Consider the following 18,611-nt stretch of genomic DNA (forward strand, 5'->3'; position numbering starts at 1 on the left):
CTTACTTCAGTTTCCATTGATAAGAAAAGAAAAACCGCCCGAAGGCGGTTTTTTTTATTTTCCATCAAACAACCACTTTTTGAGTATTTGCTCTCGTTGTGCAGATAGTGGAAGCTCCTTCGCTACTGAGTAATCTTTCATGATTGGTTCCGCATTCATCCAAACACTCAAAGGGGTAGCCTTATGGGACATCTTACTACGGTTTAAACTTGCTAAGTTGGAATCAGCATCGTCAGTCGTTCCTGCAGTATATTCAGAAATAGCTTTAAACTCCTTCTCACTCATCTCATACCAACTCTGGTTGTAATGGATTTCTCGCGAGTTGAACAAAGTTGGCGCCGTTGAATCTATAGCTCGAACAGGGAGCCTTTGTGATGAAGCGTTTAAAGATAGTCCAGCTTTCCCATCAATATCGAGCATGATGTATGGGGCATCGTTTCCTCTAGTAATAAACGGGCGTAAGCCAGTCATCTCTTTCCCGGTTGCATTAATGTATTTTAATGATATCTCGACTGCGTATAGATCAGTGTCGACAAAGTCTGGTGATAAAACACCTTCCTTAACCACCAAGTCGTTTACAAGCTTACTTAGGTTGCTAGAAAGATGATCCGATACCTCACTCAGGCTTTGCGGTATTGATTTAGGTTTGAATGACACCTCTTTCTTCTCGAGGTTCACTTCTACCTTTCCTAATGGATACAAATCTACATCTTGATGTTCAAAATTATAGAGACCTCTTGCATCGTTTGCTTTCAAACGAATGTCCACGGGTAAGCGGTGACGGTCAAACCCTCCTCGCTCAAGTATTTGTTCTACATTTTCAACAGATTTTGTACTGACGATGAGCAACAACTTCGTTGCTTTTTCAGAAGTACCATAGGATGGCTGCTTCTTCGTCCAGCCGATCGCCTCCATTATATCGTCGTGCTTACTTCCGGGAATGAGGCTCTTCACGCTAGCGTCATAAATGTACAAATTTGCCTTAGCATCTGAGAATAGCTCCGGATATTCGACCGCTTTTTTGCCCGCTCTTGCTAAGAAAGTTTTCTCATATAAGAATTCATGCTCTTTTGACATAGTTAAATTAAAGATGGATGCCTTATCCGTACTAGAGGTAATCTCCTTACCGTCTTGAGTTTTAAGTACGAGCTCTCTCTTATACGTTAACTTTGATTCTGTTTTACTGACATTTGGTACACCGACTTCTAGAAGGTAACGCATCACATAAGCCGCTGAGTGCTGTTCATCTACCTGACCAAACACCGACTTCCATTCTTTGCTACCGTAGTCATCAGCAATAGGTTTGATGCCACTCATGATGTTGCATCCAAAGTAATAAGTAGGACTTACAACAACACCGTATAGTGTCGTATCTGTCTCTAACATTTGTTTCTCTGTTAAATACGCCCTCTCAGTTTCAACTAGTGATTCCGGTGCAATTTCACGAACATATTCAGTAGTGTAAGACCCAAAATCGTCAAAGAACCTATTTTGCCGCACAGGTCTAACACCCACAGGCACAAGAGTAAGCAAACCTTCTTCTTTGAACTTGGTCAGCGTTTCATCCTTCATATCAAGAATAATAAGTACTCTAATTGGCATAGTCGGCGTAATGGCTTCACCGCTATTAACCCTGTCTTCGAGTGGGAGCCATTCATCATTGACTTTTACGGAAACCATATGCCCAGCAAACATAGAGTCATCGAGCTTAGATAAATCGGGCGCTTTTAACAGAGATCTAAGCTTAGTTAAACTAGGGTCCGCAACAGTATGTATAGGACAGAATTTTTGATATACCTGCGATTGTTCAAGCGCTTTTACCCCAACCTGAGATTGCTTCGCTCGGTATGTTACGTAACTCGTCATTGCAGCAAAACTCAGCACACTTTCCGAAGCACTACGGTAAATATTCTTTGTTTCTAGCCAAGCTTCATCAAGGTGGAAAGAAGGAAGCCAAGTCCCCCCCAAATCCCAATCATCACTTAAAAGATAGGTCTTTATATAGCCTTCAATATCAAGATCTCTTTGCCCTGACGTCAAGTGATTAACCGCGTAATATTCCGAAATGTAATTCGTTGTTTTGTTCTCTTCTTTTATTTGAGATTCAAGTAGAAGCAATCGCAGCAGCCCATTGAGCGCTATAGCGCGTTTTATATATGCCTTGCCAACAACACTCAGTTCATCGAACGCAGGTAAACCGCGATACAGTAACGCCTGTCCTACCACATCAAATTCAGAAAAACGTTTCTGCTTCTCTTTGTATTCTTCTACTTCTTTATTAAGAATTTTGGCTGCACCATCCAAAGTAGAAACCAAGGTTTCGCCTGACCAATACAACCCATATGCTAACGCAGCTCCTGGACCAAGCATTGGCGCAGCAAAGCCTAATGCAATATCAAAGGCTTGGCCGGAAAATTTCCAAATTTCCTCATGGACTTTCATCTCTGCTAAAACCGCTTTCTGTCGATTTTTCTCCAGAGCTAGCAGCCAACTTCTACAAGCAGGATATTCAAAAGCAGAGTTGAGGTAGAACTTCATCTCCGCTCGACGACTTAAGCGTCTATTGCTCGTATCATTATCGGCATAAACGCCTTTACCTAGGGCAGATATTCGATGCTCCCACTTAATAGCATCAGCGCCAAGATCTTCTAAAATAGAAGATTTAAGCGCCGCAGCACGTTTTTTTGAGAGTTTAGTGTTGTATTCCATCGAGCCAATATCACACGTATATCCTTCAATGTTCAGCAACATTTCTGATTCTGTATTACGCAGATATTCAGCCACTTTAGAAACGAGCTTCTTATCGGAATTGGTTAGTTCATCATTTGCACTATCAAATTCAAAAAACAGTGTGAGATAGCTTGCCTCACCCTCTTTTGCCTGTTTTTTTTCTAATAGCGGACTACCATTAACAGTACTTTATGACTTACACTTTTATCAGAGAATGCTTCAAGGAGCGCTTTTTTATGCTCCGCTTCAGACTCAAGCAGTGCCTGACGATCTTTTTCATCACTCAATAAAAGTGTTGATATTACCGATTGTGTTTTCTGACCATATTCCTTTGATTTATCAATATAGGCGTTAAACGCCGACTCGGAATTCTCAATACCTTTCGGAATTTCAAGGCCACTAGAAACAAGCTCTGCAAAGCCAAAAGGCTTATCAAGTACATATTCAATAGCTCGAGCGGCTGGCTTTAAAGGGGTTAAAATCTTATCGTCAACCTTATGCCAGAAATGCTGTAACGCCGGTGGAATCGTATAAATGCTAGGTATTGGGCTCCCAAGATGGTTTGACCAGTTAAGAGCGCTTGCTAAGTCAGAAATAGGCGTAAGTGTACCTTGTGCAGGTGGCTTGAGGTTTTGCGCAAAATCTAACAACGCCTTCGCTTTAGCATCAATACCGACCGCGAGTTTTAAAGCATTTAAGAGCGGATCTCCAGCTTGTACTCGATTCAAACCAGCGCTAAACGCTTTATGGACCGTCGTCATACTGAATGGGTCCATCACACCAGAAGCTGACGCGGCTATCACCTCTTTATATTTACCAATTGAATTGAGAATATTAATCGACGGTTGCACACCATTGGCAGGTTTGTTTTCGCTAGTGTAAGGTAGATTTTTACTCCAATCGAGCCAGCCTTTAAACGTGTCTGGCGCATGTTGAAACAGTGACTCTTCAACAGAAATAGGATCACCAGACAAAATGATGCTGCGCCCTGCTATTGAATAAATAGGCAAGTGTAAGACTTGCTCAGATAATGAGTAACAATTGTTTGGGATATTTAACTTGGCAACCTGAGCCATTTGGCTGTCCGACGATTCACGCTTTGCGCTCCAATATCGCTTAATTCCTTCTAAATCTATATCAAAGCGAACTAATTGCTTAATTTGGTCATCCTCATCTAGGTGACCGCCCGTGATCCAAAATGTGGCGACATATTGAGTCACCTCTTCTGCATCTTGGGCGTCACTCGCTTGGTTGGCAATATCATAGTATGTTACCGGCCTTACTCGGCTAATGATTTTATTGCCAAAATCCTCAGTATCTCCTTTGATGATTAAGTTTTCTGGCTGTCCGGACAAAGTAACTTCCGCGCCCTCAAAATAGTCGGCAGAGAAGAAAAGATTGATAGTCCAAACTTGAGGAATGCGTAGATAATAAAAATTATGATTATAGTTTTTGCTATAAATTTTTTCATACAGGCGTTTATACGCGCCTTTATTTTGCCCAAACTGCGCTTCTGCCGCTTCAGCTTTATGGATAAAAAACTCGGCTAATTCGGGCGCTAAAAATGTTCTTTCGGCTGAATCCTTGCTCAAATCCTCTTCGATTTGCCAGTCTTCTACAGAGGATAAACGTATCGCTTTTCCTTGCGAGCTGACCACTTCTTTAGCTAATTTAGCTAATCGCTCAGTCCAAGCTGTATCTTCAGACATAACCGCAGCGGGAATTAAGTAAGGTGGGATATAGACGGGTTTTAGCTTATCAGTCGTACTAGAAATCAATAGTGGCGAAGAAGGCTTGTTCCCAGCAAGATCTTCAACCGATTGAACCTTGGTATTCCAACCTTGTAGCCGGCCTGACGAATCACTGAAGTATAATGGTGACTCATTCTTACTATTGCTACCATCCGCAGTTTGACCAACTGTTAACTCTGGAAGGGCCAGCGTAAAACCGGGTAATGGATAGAGCCCATTGCCAGTAATGGCCTTTCCATTTGGTCCGACCAACTGCCCCATCAAATAGAGAGAGTGCTGTTCAATCTTAGCCCTAGCCATGATTACGCTCCTCTAGAACGGTTCTTGCTTTTTTGATGTCAGCATAACTTGGTAGCGGATAGAGTGACTCACTCCAATTATCCGCTTCTTTATGCTCAATTACATAACGGCTAAAGCCTAAACCAAACGCAGATAGTCTTTCTCCATTCACACCATATGTATATATCATTTCTGTAGTAGGGCTATTCTCAGTGGGTTGGTGTAATACGCGGGTAATATTTCGACCATGAGCGGGGATGAACCACATATCACCGCCGTTGAAAGCCAACAAATCCACTGTAGCTCGGAAGTTACCCATTTTTTTAGATGGTCTTCCCGAGCTGTACACCTTCCCTCCACCCTCACCACCGAGGCAATAAAAGCCATCTCCATACTTTCCGCCCCAAACATTACAATCGTAACTATCCGGAGTAAAATCACCGCGATCGATCAGTTTTAAGGTTTTGGCATCGAACACAAATGTGTTACCGCACTTTGGAACATCACTCTCCCCAAACGTTTCGAGATACTCTTCTTTCCTGCCTTTACAGCCAAATCCCGCTAAACTCGGATTAAAACTCAAATAGATGGCTTGCTCTGATTGGCTCATGTAAGGCTGAGCAAAAGAGGTCAAGTACTCTGCCCATGAACCATTCACATCGGTAAATTTTACTACCTCTTTGGTGTCTAGCTTAACCCGCAGAAGTTCATCGCTTTTTTTCACAACAACTTGTGTGCTGTCCGTATCCCACATAATGTCGTGGCGAGTTACACCAGACACCTCACTAATGTTTGTTACTTCTCCGTTATCTAGATCGTACAACACAGTGCTACTTTTCTGAGGGACAACAAGATAGCGGCCGTTAGGCGACCGTGACATATATTTAGCATAATCAATCCCAGTATTTGGCGCGGGCGGTAATATCCCTTCAGGGATCAGCAACTGAGGGTTAGTACCATCAATGTTTAATGCCCAGTAACTGACCTTTGACTTGTCTTCTCGGTTTTCGACTGTAAACAGCACCTGAGGGAGTTTCACATTCTCAGTATTCCAATCAGCAACTTTCGGATTTATTGGGAGTTTAAATTCATAATCATGAAGCCAACTCTTAGTGTCTCCTCGATTTGTATCCAACCAATCGGCTAACAGCTCGATTCGAGCTTTCTCATCAAAGTAAGGTTTAGTGGCAATGTAACCAACACCTGCGGCGACAATAGTCGTCAAACCCAAGCCGAGTAATATTTTCTTTTTCATTCTTAATCCATTTTCTAGTTGGGTTATAAAGACCAATCCAGCACTAATGACTCAAAACGTTGTTTTTCTTCTGTTGTCATACCTTTAGGCTTATCGTTTAACTGAGCCTTTGGCGGGGGTTCAGTAGCGCTCTCAGGTTCAACAAATAAATCGTTGTAAGCAACCCGATCAAAAAGTATGTGACGACTGTCTGAGTCTTGGTCATGTACCAGGGACATAGTAAAGACCCCGTCCAATGGCAGCCCGCTTAATAAAGCTTGCTGCCAATCGTGGTCTTCCCCTTCATAAAACTCTAAATCAAAGACGTCTTTATAATCGCTATTGTGATCGATCACATAGAGTGAATTCAAAGCGGTGATGCCAGATGTACCAACATCCACCCGGAATAATAGGCCACTGTTTTTTCCATCGACATAAGCAATCACGGTGTTGCTCTGGTCATAGCTGCGAACGATGGCCTGTTGATCACTCAGCCATGGCATGTCGTCTTCGGTAACTTTGTGGATGGTTGCGCTGTCTATATCGGAAGTATATTCTTTTGCACTGAATGACTGTGCGTCACTGTAACTGCTTAATTCATCTAATGGCGTGCTGGATTTATCTAGCAAAGCAGCATCCGATTCTAATGCTTCAATTTGAGCAAAGCGCTTTTGCTTTGGTGAGAAAATGATCTTGAGTCCATTTTCTCCCTGTTGGACTTCACCCGATATTTTGTAAGGTGCCCAGAAATGCGCCATGGCAAAACCGCTTGCGCTTCTTTGTATTACCTGAGGTGTGTCTTTTTTCTTTTCTTCTTGCTCTAGGGTACGGTAATACTCGACGTCAACATCTTGGTAGTAACCTTTCTCGTTTATGACCATCTCACGCCAAAGCTTCCCTTTCCAGAACACATAAAGGAAACCACCACGCAAATCAGAAGCTTTTGCTTTGTCGTTGCTACCATCTAAGTAAGCCAATGGTCTCACCGGCACCAACACGTTATCCCACTCATCCATCTGAGTTTCTTTATCAACGGGTTGCAGGTTCTCTGCGAGTTTAAGCAAGATCGGCTGAGGCTGGTCGGAACAAGGGATTTTGATATAGAGCGTTTTGCCCTCAGCTTCGAGATCTTTAAATGTCGCTAGGCTGCGGTGTTTGTTTTCTGTATCGGCCTTGCCTACAGTAACTTTTTCTTTTTGAGCGTCGGTTTTTCCCAACATCAAACATGCTGCATTGCTAGACCACTGCCCCGCAAACTCGACAACAATTTTTTGGTCTGGGCTTGGCTCAGAAGGTACATGCGTGTAACTGCGAACTAGAGCAACATCGTCAGTAACCTGCTTGTAACCCGCTTTAAAAACTTTGCTTTCATTCGAAGCTGATACAGAGTCAACGAGTGTTTTAAGTCTAGGGAAGCTTTGTAACTGAGAGTCCGTTAATGGCGACCTACGAGCAAAGGAAGATAAGGAGACCCAACTACCTTTCCCAAGTTCGGCTCTGATCGCTGCTAGCAAACCGCTGGTCGTTTTTTTAGAAGAAAGAGAAATCTTTTGCGCAAACTCTTTAGGGAGGTTTCTAAGGATGTCATCTGAATTTCGCAAACGCGAAAGCTGCCCTATACACTCGTCTGGTGTAAGAACATAAGATAGCTCACTGGAGGATAGCTTCGAGCTAGGTATAAATTTGCAAACTAAATGCATTTGAATTCTCCACAACCAACATCGTATATATGGTTGCGGTGACATTTAAGCTGATAAGGCTTACAAGTACGATTTGGTGCGCTAATGCTACTAATTTAATTTATAACATTCAATCACATAGAAAAATCAACAAATAAGCTAAAAGCCACCCAAAAGACACATTCGCTAGCAAATAAGTCATTTTAACTACAGAACAAGACAAAATAACTAGACATTGAAATCAAAAAGAAGGATTAAAATAAAAGGGATTTTTTTATTTTTTTGGGCAGAAGTTAACAGTTTCGATACAGACAATAAGGGAGCGAAGAAAGGCTCTAAAGCAATGACCTTCCTCAGTAACAATAAATAATAGAATTGCTACTGAGGAAGTATGAATAAAAAAGGTGAGTGCGTGTCACACCCACAAAAACGCGTAACCGCTTTGAAGTGATGCTAGGCTGGTGTCACTTCATTACGATTACACAACTGTCAGGTAGTACCCTACCTTATGCAGAACTCTATACTTGGGGTATAGCGATGGATGTAACTATATAATATTGCGACATATTCTCAACGTGGCATATTCACCACCACATTCTGGAATTAACCACCACAATCACACCAATACCATCTAAAAACAAAATAGATATAGTCATTCTAGATATTTGACCTTGTATAAAGACCATCAAATCATCTGTCGCAATTATTAGAAAAAGCTAATCATTTGACTTAGATCACTTAACACCAAGTAAAAAGAAAGCGAGCTAAATGCTCGCTTTGTATTACGCAACCTTTTTCAAGGCTATATCTTCCTTATCTCTATACAGATAATCAGAGACGGAAAGCACTTTAACGATAGTGCTCGAATAATTAAAAGTCGTGTTGACCTCGGTAGCACTTGCAGATAGCGAATTGGTGCCATTTGAATAGACAGTAATAGTGCCCTCTTTCAAAGAAGACAAATCTAGATCAACGGTCCATGTTCCATCACTGAGCACAGATACATTACCAGTAGTTGGTTTATCATCAGCGTCAACAGCTCTGATTTCTATTATTTCACCCTCTCTGAAGCGAGTACTTGTTCCATTAACAGTTACTGTTGTATTACCAGACACATCACTGATGGTTACCATAGTGATCGTTGGTGTAATTGGCATTGAGTGGCTGCTGTCATCTGCGCCTGTGTTACCAGACAAATCTTGGTAGTCTTTCACCACCAAGCCTACGGTCAGCTCTGACGTGACGGGCACGACAACGTCACCAGTCCAGACTTTCGCATCCGCTGTCTTAGTCAGTGTGATGGCGGAACCACCCAGCTCTGCACTCGCTGCTTGCAGCGCTTTATCGAACTCCAGTGTGACCGTGACATTTTGCCCTTCCAACTGGTGCGTTGGATTGAAGGTCGCACTGGTCAAGGTTGGCAATGCCTGCGATAGCGTTAAGGTGCTCGTTTCTGTCACCTCGACGTTAGATGCGTTGGTCCCCGTCACCACCACGTTGTAGGTGCCATTTGGCTCTCCACTGATGTCCATCGCGTTGCTCGTCCAAGCCCCGCCGCTTTGCACCGTGGCATTGCTGCTCACGATAGCCGTTTCACTGCCTTGCGCTTTGATTTCTACGCTCACCGTTTGGCCTTCAAAGCGTGTTGACGTCCCCGCAATCTGCAATGAGGCCGCATTAGTTCCATCCACATTGCCTACTGGCGTGATCGCCAAGGTTGGGGTAATTGGCATTGAGTGGCTGCTGTCATCTGCGCCTGTGTTACCAGACAAATCTTGGTAGTCTTTCACCACCAAGCCTACGGTCAGCTCTGACGTGACGGGCACGACAACGTCACCAGTCCAGACTTTCGCATCCGCTGTCTTAGTCAGTGTGATGGCGGAACCACCCAGCTCTGCACTCGCTGCTTGCAGCGCTTTATCGAACTCCAGTGTGACCGTGACATTTTGCCCTTCCAACTGGTGCGTTGGATTGAAGGTCGCACTGGTCAAGGTTGGCAATGCCTGCGATAGCGTTAAGGTGCTCGTTTCTGTCACCTCGACGTTAGATGCGTTGGTCCCCGTCACCACCACGTTGTAGGTGCCATTTGGCTCTCCACTGATGTCCATCGCGTTGCTCGTCCAAGCCCCGCCGCTTTGCACCGTGGCATTGCTGCTCACGATAGCCGTTTCACTGCCTTGCGCTTTGATTTCTACGCTCACCGTTTGGCCTTCAAAGCGTGTTGACGTCCCCGCAATCTGCAATGAGGCCGCATTAGTTCCATCCACATTGCCTACTGGCGTGATCGCCAAGGTTGGGGTAATTGGCATTGAGTGGCTGCTGTCATCTGCGCCTGTGTTACCAGACAAATCTTGGTAGTCTTTCACCACCAAGCCTACGGTCAGCTCTGACGTGACGGGCACGACAACGTCACCAGTCCAGACTTTCGCATCCGCTGTCTTAGTCAGTGTGATGGCGGAACCACCCAGCTCTGCACTCGCTGCTTGCAGCGCTTTATCGAACTCCAGTGTGACCGTGACATTTTGCCCTTCCAACTGGTGCGTTGGATTGAAGGTCGCACTGGTCAAGGTTGGCAATGCCTGCGATAGCGTTAAGGTGCTCGTTTCTGTCACCTCGACGTTAGATGCGTTGGTCCCCGTCACCACCACGTTGTAGGTGCCATTTGGCTCTCCACTGATGTCCATCGCGTTGCTCGTCCAAGCCCCGCCGCTTTGCACCGTGGCATTGCTGCTCACGATAGCCGTTTCACTGCCTTGCGCTTTGATTTCTACGCTCACCGTTTGGCCATCAAAACGTGTTGACGTCCCCGCAATCTGCAATGAGGCCGCATTAGTGCCATCCACATTGCCTACTGGCGTGATCACCAAGGTTGGGGTAATTGGCAATTCATACGATGTATTGTCCTCACCCACATTACCTACTAGGTCTTTATATTGACTCACCACTAGGCCAACACCGAGTTCTGGTACGTCTGGGACATTAACGGTTCCGGTCCAAACTTTCTTATCAGCAGGATCAGCCGTTAGCGAAGTAACATTGTTCGCTCCTAATGTTGCCGTTGCTTCTTGTAACTCTTTGTCAAACTCAAGCTTAATGTCTACTGCCTTTCCGATTTCTTGATGCAGAGGATCAAACGTTACTTTAGTAAGCGTAGGTAACACACCTTCGACCCCCAGAACCAAACTATCCCCTTTTCCGGGGATAGTGTTGATGCTCTTATAGCTCTCATCATCGACCCGAATGGTTATGTCTTTATTTTCTCTTTCTGGTGTTATGTATTTGACTGTCCAAGTTATGTTGTCGGTGGTACTCCAAGATAAAGGTTTTAACTCACCGCCATTATTCTCATCTAACTTTACGTCTGAAATATCAAATTCTGTGACTTCTTCAGTAAACGTAAACGTAAGTGGGACTTCGACGCCACCAGCCAAAGGTGTGCTTGCTGTAGTCGATATTGTTAGCTCAGGGACTGTTGCTGCTTCTACTTTGTATGTTGTCGTTTTTTCCGTTTGATTGCTGACTGCATCAGACGCGATTACTTTTATCGTGTAATCTCCTGGCGATAATAAGTAGTGGAACACATAAGGGTCGCCATCGTTAGTAGGTTCAGTGATTGACTGTGGCCCTACTGGTAGACCCGAACCATTATCAGCCGTTGATGTTACCGAACTTAAGTTTTTATCAGTCACATCAGCAGTTACATCCAACTTATATTTATCATCCGTCGGCGTCATAGAAACTTGATCCGCAGTGATACCAGTGATAACCGGTAACTCATGATCAACAACAGATTCGATACCTTTGGCATCATAAGTCTTATTAAAAAGCTTAAAGTCTGTAACAGCACGTCCCATTGAGTCAGTGACTGTCACTTTGTATATGTATTCAGCTTGGTCATCAATTGCAAAATCCATGGTACCAGTCGCGCTTGACGACGCGACTCTTCCCTCAAAATTAAGCTTATCTCCGGATGTTGGAACCATATCAATGGAATAATGAGTTGCCTTGACATGCTCCCCCTCTGTAGACGTAATCGTGAACGATTGACTTTCTTTAGTGAATGCTAGCTTGCCTCCCAGCAAGCTAGTCATGTCATTAAATGAGAGGGTAATAGTCGGCACTGTCAGATCAATATCGAGTGTCTGGTTTTCACTCCAACCCACTTTATCCGTAGCTTGAATGCTAACTCGAAGCTGACTTAACCCTTCTAATTCAGTTTTCGGAAGTTCAAAATAGAGATGCGAGTTATCCACACCTGCGTCTTTGTTGAAAACATGACTCGGGTTCGTTGTTGTATATTTGACAGTAGCGATACCGCTGCCTTCATCTCTGATAGAAAACAGAAATCTAACCAAACTAGGGTCTGTAGGTGATTCACTGACAGTAACATCGCTATCAATTATTGGTTTGCTGTTATCAACCATCACGTCAACTTTGGCTGAACTTGAATCCTCCCATACATCAAGCGCTTGAATGGACGGACTGATCACCTGACCATCTAAAGTGTCACTAAGAGGCGCTTTAAACGTAGAGCACGAGTAATCATCTCCGCAGTCATTAAATCGTGAGAAATTATTAGGGTTATCTTTTAAGCTATATGACTGACCATCCACTGTGGCAATGAGATTTTCTAGGATTGAGTTATTCCCAACCTTCACTTTGAAGTCCATTGAAAGTTCTGAACCTCGGATAATACTATCGTTCTCAGGGTTCGTTATTTCGATCTGAACTGAACCAGGTGGCGGCAACAACAACTCTAACGCATGATCAGGAGCTGCATTACCTGCTCTATCGGAAAGGTTCTTGATAGTATAAAGATGCTTTGATACCCCTGAAGCGATAATGTCTGAATAAAGCTCAGTATAAGTGCACGTAGTGAGATCTGCACTAGTACTACAACTTTTCGGCTCAAACATTAGGTTGAACTTGCTTCTTACCAGTACAGGACGCTTAGTTAGCTCAGTGTTCACTCCGGATAAATTATCTTTAAAGTTCATAGTGATACTTAAGATTTTGTTTCCATCAGCATCGAAACCAACGTTGTTGCTATCAAGCTGGTAGGTATCTTCCTGAGCGGTTGGCGCCTCAATATCCATCATGCTGAAGCTGAATTTACTGACGGTCTCTGTATCATTCTGACCAACAGTTCTGGTGATTAGAACAACAGGGTTTACGGACATATTCACATCTGTCGTTACATCGCACTTGTAGCTTTCTTGCGGATTGCTGATCACACCAGAATACGCATTACTTGAGCCATCATCAGGGACTTCCGTCGACGTATAGTTTTCTCTGACCCAGCATTCAAGAGTTTTCGCCTTAACGTCACCAACTGGATTAAAGACTACACTCAGAGTCTTGCCAGAAATATGAGCTTGGAAGTTCTCAGGTTGAGCAACTGATAGCACCACACCTTCACGTTGAACGTTTATGGTTTCGGATCTTTCAGTTACAGGGCGATCTCCGGTGTTGTATAAAACATTGTTGTATACTTTAAATTTCAACTCGTAGCTACCGTCATTAGAAAGCTCGGCAGAAGTTAGCCTGCCTTTCCATTTTCCAGACTCCTCTTCGCTGAATTGTATACTGTTTGTTGTATCACCGTATTTATAAGTAGCTTCTACTTGAGGAATGCCACTTGCGTCCTCAGCATCGATGGTAATGATCACCGAATCATTACGTGTAATTAATCCATTTGTAATCTCTGTCCCATCTTCATAAGAAAACGACACACTCTTTATGGTAGGCAGCTTATTTTGAACCCTAATTTCATAGTCTATTTCCGTGGTATTTCCACGAACATCAGCACCCTTCAGTCTTATAATTCTAGTGGAGCTATCACCGTCATTTTGTCCGCCTAAGTTGACCTTCATATCCTCTTCGACTTGAGTATCGGGATTAGAAGGTGTGTCGATAAAACTATTGAATTTCAGGGTATCTTTGTTTACCCCTTCAGTAGATGGCGCACCTGTTTCATTCAAGTCTTGAGCATAAAGAGTAAAGACATAATCACCACGATAGTAACTTTCAGGCTTAAACCCATTCAGTTGTAAGTCAGGTCCTTCCCGATCCAAGATTATGCTTCTTGCCTCTGTATCGGAATAAAAGCCATATTCATCTATCGCTTTAACAAATAGATCAGCTCTATTGTTCTCATCGATCGTAATATTGCCACTTTGAGTACTATTGATCTCAATATCGAAAGGCTGAGAAGGGTCTTTAGGTTCAATTGAGCGTATCGCTTCACTGCTTCCAACCTGCCAAACTTCTACTTTGCTCACTTTTGAATCATCTTTCACAGAAGTTAAGCTAACTTTAAAGTTCGGACCTAACACTCCACTCTTGCCAGAGTTGCTGTCAACCACCCAAGGAGTAGCAAGCTCAATCTCAGGGCCTTTATTATCTACTTGAAAAATGAACTCACCAGTTGCTTCAGCTTTAGGATACGCGCTGTCAATCGCCTTGACATAGAACGTATTTGTATCTTCATATCTAAATGCGTCGGCGACTAGACGTACCTCTACATTAGGTTGGGTACCAAATAGATAGGGCTCTTCACTCTCAACTGGTTCAGTTTCATAATGCTGCAACGTAAAACGCTTACCAAACTGAGTTTTCATATCCACTTGTACTTCACTCAGTGGACTTAAGTCACCGGCGTCAATATCAGGAACCCACGCTGAGTTCCCTCCCAACCGTTGGTCAATTACCCCACCGTTTACTGCAGGTGCTTCCGAGTCAATTAGTATGTCGAATTTAGGCACATTCACAGTTTGCTGGTTAACTAGGTTTCCTAGGTTATCTTCAGCATTAACATTGACTTTCCAGTTACCATCGCCAGGATAGATAACTTTGCCTTGGCTCTCACAAAGTACTCCTGTACAAAGTTTTACAACAAATGCATCTTGTTGATTGCTAGCGAATTGCTCGCTCGAATATTCAACGGTCGCGTTGTTCGAATAGTTCACAAATGACAAGCTTCTTTTGTCTAATTGGTCACCAACTACATCTTCGACTTTGAAGGTTAATTCATGCACAGAATTCGCGTTCAAGTAAACATCTTCCCCGATAGGGTTTTTATCTGGACCTATAGGAGGAATGTAACTCGCTTTCGGATAGTCGTTATCGACGAACAAGCGTTCAACAAGAGGCTCGGCCTCAGTATATCCATTGCCTTTGGTATCGAATGCCGCTGTCTCTAGCGCAAACTCGATGATATCGGTGAGATCTGTTGATTCTGTATTCAGGGTAAAGAAGTACTCTTTTCTAAATTTATTACTATCGCCAGATTCTTGTGGTTTAAGTTCCAATGGAATTTCAGTATTAGGGTCTCCCATTGCATACCACATACTTTGGAATTTCGGGGCTTGGTCACCTTCCTCTACAACCCCAGATGGATCTTCTAACACTACTCTAGATACCACTTCACCCGCAATATAGCGCTTGTTGCCAACCATTGTTTCACGGCCAGTCTCTATTGTTAGTGTTTGTTTCGGAGGATAAATATCAATACTACCGCCACCACTATCAAAGATATTGTCTTCGCCAAGTTTAGGATTAGCCGTAGAAATATCATCGGCATAAAGCTGAGCAATATTATCTGGGATGCCGTATTTTTCAGTCATGATATCGTAGTAAGACTGAGCAAGGTCTTTGCGGTAGGTATCAGAGTCGAACTCGTAATCATCCAATTTGATTTGATTCCCACCAGCGCCAATTCCGTTTGCTTTACCATCGTAGCTAAGATCGTCATAAATAGCGGAGGCGAAATCAGAAGAGTTATTACGAGGTGTGTCCTGAGCTAAGTCGTCAATGGCTTCAACAAGAAAACGATGCAGGTAGTCGTTAGAGAGATCGCTAGGAATTGGCTCCTTAAGCATCTCGTTTGTAGCGTAAGCCGTTACGGTTGGATCGAATCCGAAGAATGAGTCATTACCGCCAGCTAGCGCGTATTTCACATCCGTAAGAATTTGCGAGGCGCGTTCTGACGTTTTGTCACCAGCTTCTACTTGATTCCAACGATAATCAAACAAACCTGTCTGGTAAGTGGCAAGCTCGGTCACGTAATACGTATTCGAACCGTCAAGTTCAAAATATGCGCCGATATTGGCATTGTTTAGATTAACGCTCGCTTTTGCGCCTGCATCGTCCTTCCATTGATAGTAGTGAGGGTCTGTCCCTTCTACACCAATTAAACGTACTCGCATGAATTCATAATTGACAACGTCAGTCGTGGTCTCACACGAAGCAACATCAAGCGCGCTAGTTTGATCACTTTCTGGCTGCTGAATAGTGGTACAACTTGCTAGAGAGGTGAATTCACCATTTGGGTTCAAACCTTCTAATTGCACACGCGCCCCAATGAAAGGAGTCACAACCGTCATCGTAGGTAGGTCAAAACTGCTTCGGAAATAAACTTCTTGAGTCGCACTTTCGTTGTCGGATTCGTCGATGGTTTGAATCACCAGTTTCTGGCTGGCGTTTTCTGAAACGTTTTTAAAACCATCACCAAGCACCTCTTTTACGAAAGGAACGTAGTAAATAACCTCATCGACTCTGCCTTCGCTATCCAAAATAGTCTCGTGAGGGATACTCGCGGTGATAGTGTCCGTCGAGGCCAAGGTTTGTGTTGTGTTTTGAAATGCGTAGTTGTTGTCATTGTTTTGGCTTACGTAGTACTTCACGACTAGTTTAAGCTTGTCGGCACTTGAGCCTAAAACAGTATCAGAGTTCACATCGGAAACTCGAACTCGTACGTAAGGGATCTTATTCTGTTTTAACAGGTTAACGTTAAAGTTCGCGAAATCAACGCCATCAATTGATTTCAAGCCAGAAGCAGCATAGACATAATCGATCTTCAAGTAGTCCCTACTCGACTGAACATTGTCTGATGTATAAGTATCTTGCGTGTAAACCCCTTCGTACGTAGACCTTTCTCCATCGACGGTTACATTGACATAGTTCATCGATGTCCCTTCTGGGTACGTAATGATCTGAGCAGGCGCTTGATCGTCACGGCTTACTGCATGCTGGTATTCACCGACGTTGTCTTTGGTATCAGTAGCCTTAACATCGAACGTAGTCGTAGATAAGAATTCGTCCGTCGAATAGGCTTTACTAAATTCACAAGCACTGCCCGACTCTGCCGTTACAGGAGTACAAGCCACATCTTCTGGGAGGCCGCTTTTAAATGAAACGCTGACAGACTTAATGTCTTGAGACGCTTCTTTTACTATGCCTTTTAATACGTACTCTTGAAGTTCGTTGTTGATAGCGCTTGCAGAAGTAACAGAGATGACCGGTGCATCATTATCCCACTCGAAATTTACGTAATGGCCAGAATTGCTACCAGGAACAAGTTCATTGCCTAAAACGTCTGCCGTGTAAAACACCAAACGAGCAGCAGTCACATTAGAAAGGCCAGTGTCTGAGTCAACCTCAACGGCATCAATAGCTTTTGTATCGACACTTACTTTGATGTTTGTTTCACGAACACCAACTTCAAATCCGCTTGCGTCTACCGAACAAAACTCACTGCCAGAAGTCTGTTGGTCGTTACATTTGAATTCACCCGACCAAGCACCATGTAATTGATATTGCACATAAGCAGAAACAGATTGAACACCGATTTCGTCATTAAGTCTGATATCTACGCTATCTGTTCTTGCTAATACATCACTATCGGTGCGCGTTACGGTTGGTGGTGTTGTATCGATTTCGGTTTCATCGCGTGGTGGAATAACACCATCGGTCGTACCATGGCTTCCCAAGTCATTAATTTTTTGACTAAAAGCAACGTAATCATCAGCATCCGTACCTGAGATATTAAGCTCTGGGTCGTTCACTACAATCAAAACGTGTTGAGAAAGATCTTGAGTGTATATGTCGCTGGTAATTCTCTGCTGACCAAACGTAAGCGGCGTCACTGCACCTGTCGAGTCACTGATTTCTAAGCCGTCTAGAAGACCATCAGCGATGACATCACGAAATTGAATGTCAGCAAAATGCATTGAGGTATAGACGTTATCTTCTGACTGACCGTATTTTTTAATAAGGTCATAAGAAAATGAAGAGTATGCTGTTAACAAAGCCCCGTATTGGTGACCAGGAGTGGCAAAGCTACTTTGACCACCTTTCGTTATGTCAATCGGAGTGGTTTCATTGACATTGAACCCGTACATGCCATTGATACTATCTAAGGCTTCAGAGACCGCATCTGAGCCAGATTCCCCACCAGAAATCTTATACTTAGCTAAACCAGAAACGATATTAGTCAGTGGTGTGAGCATTAATTTCTGATCACTACCTTCACTAAAATTCACTACCCCTTCTAGGCGCAAAGTCTTGCCCGCACTCGATGACACAATTTCTTTTGTGAGAGGATCGGTGTAGCTACCTTGCTGCGCGACGACATACAAAGGCATCGAAGAGGATTCGAATTCAAGCTTGTAATCACCAAAGGCATCAGAAGTCGTGCTTGCAAGCAATCTGCCGACTTTTCCATCCTTGTATTCAAACACCTCGATCTTGGCGCCATTGACCGGAGCGTCAAAAACGTTACCTGAGATGCTTCCTGTATTCCTAGCTGGCGGTGTATTGTCACCACCATCCCCACCGCCACATGCACTCAATAAAAGTGAAGCAGCCATGAGACCTAACGTTGGTTTTAGCGTATTTTTAGTGAACATAGTAATTTGGCAGAGTATATTTTGCCGCGATTATATTATTGTCTAGGATTTTCTCAACGTGACAAAATAACCATAAAATCAAACATAAACGCTAAGAAAATAGGTAGTTTTAAACCTCTTTAGCAGCGCTACTTCACATCTATCGTTATTTAGTTAGTAAAAACACAGGAATTGGCTATAACGGCGTGTAAGATTTTATTTTAAATATTATACTCCCCTCAATTTTTCGCCTTTAAGCATAATTTCGATT

Annotated in this window: 5 protein-coding genes; all 5 read right to left on the reverse strand. The window is 43.4% G+C overall.

What is annotated here, in order from left to right; translation table 11 throughout:
* Positions 1 to 54: 54 nt before the first annotated feature.
* On the reverse strand, positions 55 to 2,784 hold the full coding sequence (locus KJB05_RS28830) for a hypothetical protein (protein ID WP_244142927.1): 2,730 nt from the start codon (positions 2,782 to 2,784) through the stop codon (positions 55 to 57).
* Between the two features lie 107 nt (positions 2,785 to 2,891).
* Positions 2,892 to 4,781: a hypothetical protein gene (locus tag KJB05_RS28835; protein WP_244142928.1), complete on the reverse strand. Its 1,890-nt coding sequence runs from the start codon at positions 4,779 to 4,781 to the stop codon at positions 2,892 to 2,894.
* Positions 4,774 to 6,015 (reverse strand): hypothetical protein, encoded by a 1,242-nt coding sequence (locus KJB05_RS24090; RefSeq protein ID WP_208445202.1) that lies wholly within the window; start codon positions 6,013 to 6,015, stop codon positions 4,774 to 4,776. The genes KJB05_RS28835 and KJB05_RS24090 overlap by 8 nt, the downstream gene beginning before the upstream one ends.
* 23 nt (positions 6,016 to 6,038) lie before the next feature.
* On the reverse strand, positions 6,039 to 7,694 hold the full coding sequence (locus KJB05_RS24095; protein WP_208445203.1) for a hypothetical protein: 1,656 nt from the start codon (positions 7,692 to 7,694) through the stop codon (positions 6,039 to 6,041).
* A gap of 761 nt (positions 7,695 to 8,455) precedes the next feature.
* A complete protein-coding gene (locus KJB05_RS24100) occupies positions 8,456 to 18,322 on the reverse strand; it encodes a tandem large repeat (RefSeq protein WP_213053115.1) in 9,867 nt (3,288 codons plus the stop codon).
* Positions 18,323 to 18,611: the final 289 nt, after the last annotated feature.

This window comes from Vibrio sp. B1ASS3 (assembly GCF_905175355.1).
Classification (GTDB): Bacteria; Pseudomonadota; Gammaproteobacteria; order Enterobacterales; family Vibrionaceae; genus Vibrio; species Vibrio owensii.

What these genes read in the sequence shown, in the direction of transcription:
- KJB05_RS28835 (WP_244142928.1), bottom strand. Translation starts at nt 4,781, where the DNA reads ATGGCTAGGGCTAAGATTGAACAGCACTCTCTCTATTTGATGGGGCAG.
- KJB05_RS24090 (WP_208445202.1), bottom strand. Translation starts at nt 6,015, where the DNA reads ATGAAAAAGAAAATATTACTCGGCTTGGGTTTGACGACTATTGTCGCC.
- KJB05_RS24095 (WP_208445203.1), bottom strand. Translation starts at nt 7,694, where the DNA reads ATGCATTTAGTTTGCAAATTTATACCTAGCTCGAAGCTATCCTCCAGT.
- KJB05_RS24100 (WP_213053115.1), bottom strand. Translation starts at nt 18,322, where the DNA reads ATGGCTGCTTCACTTTTATTGAGTGCATGTGGCGGTGGGGATGGTGGT.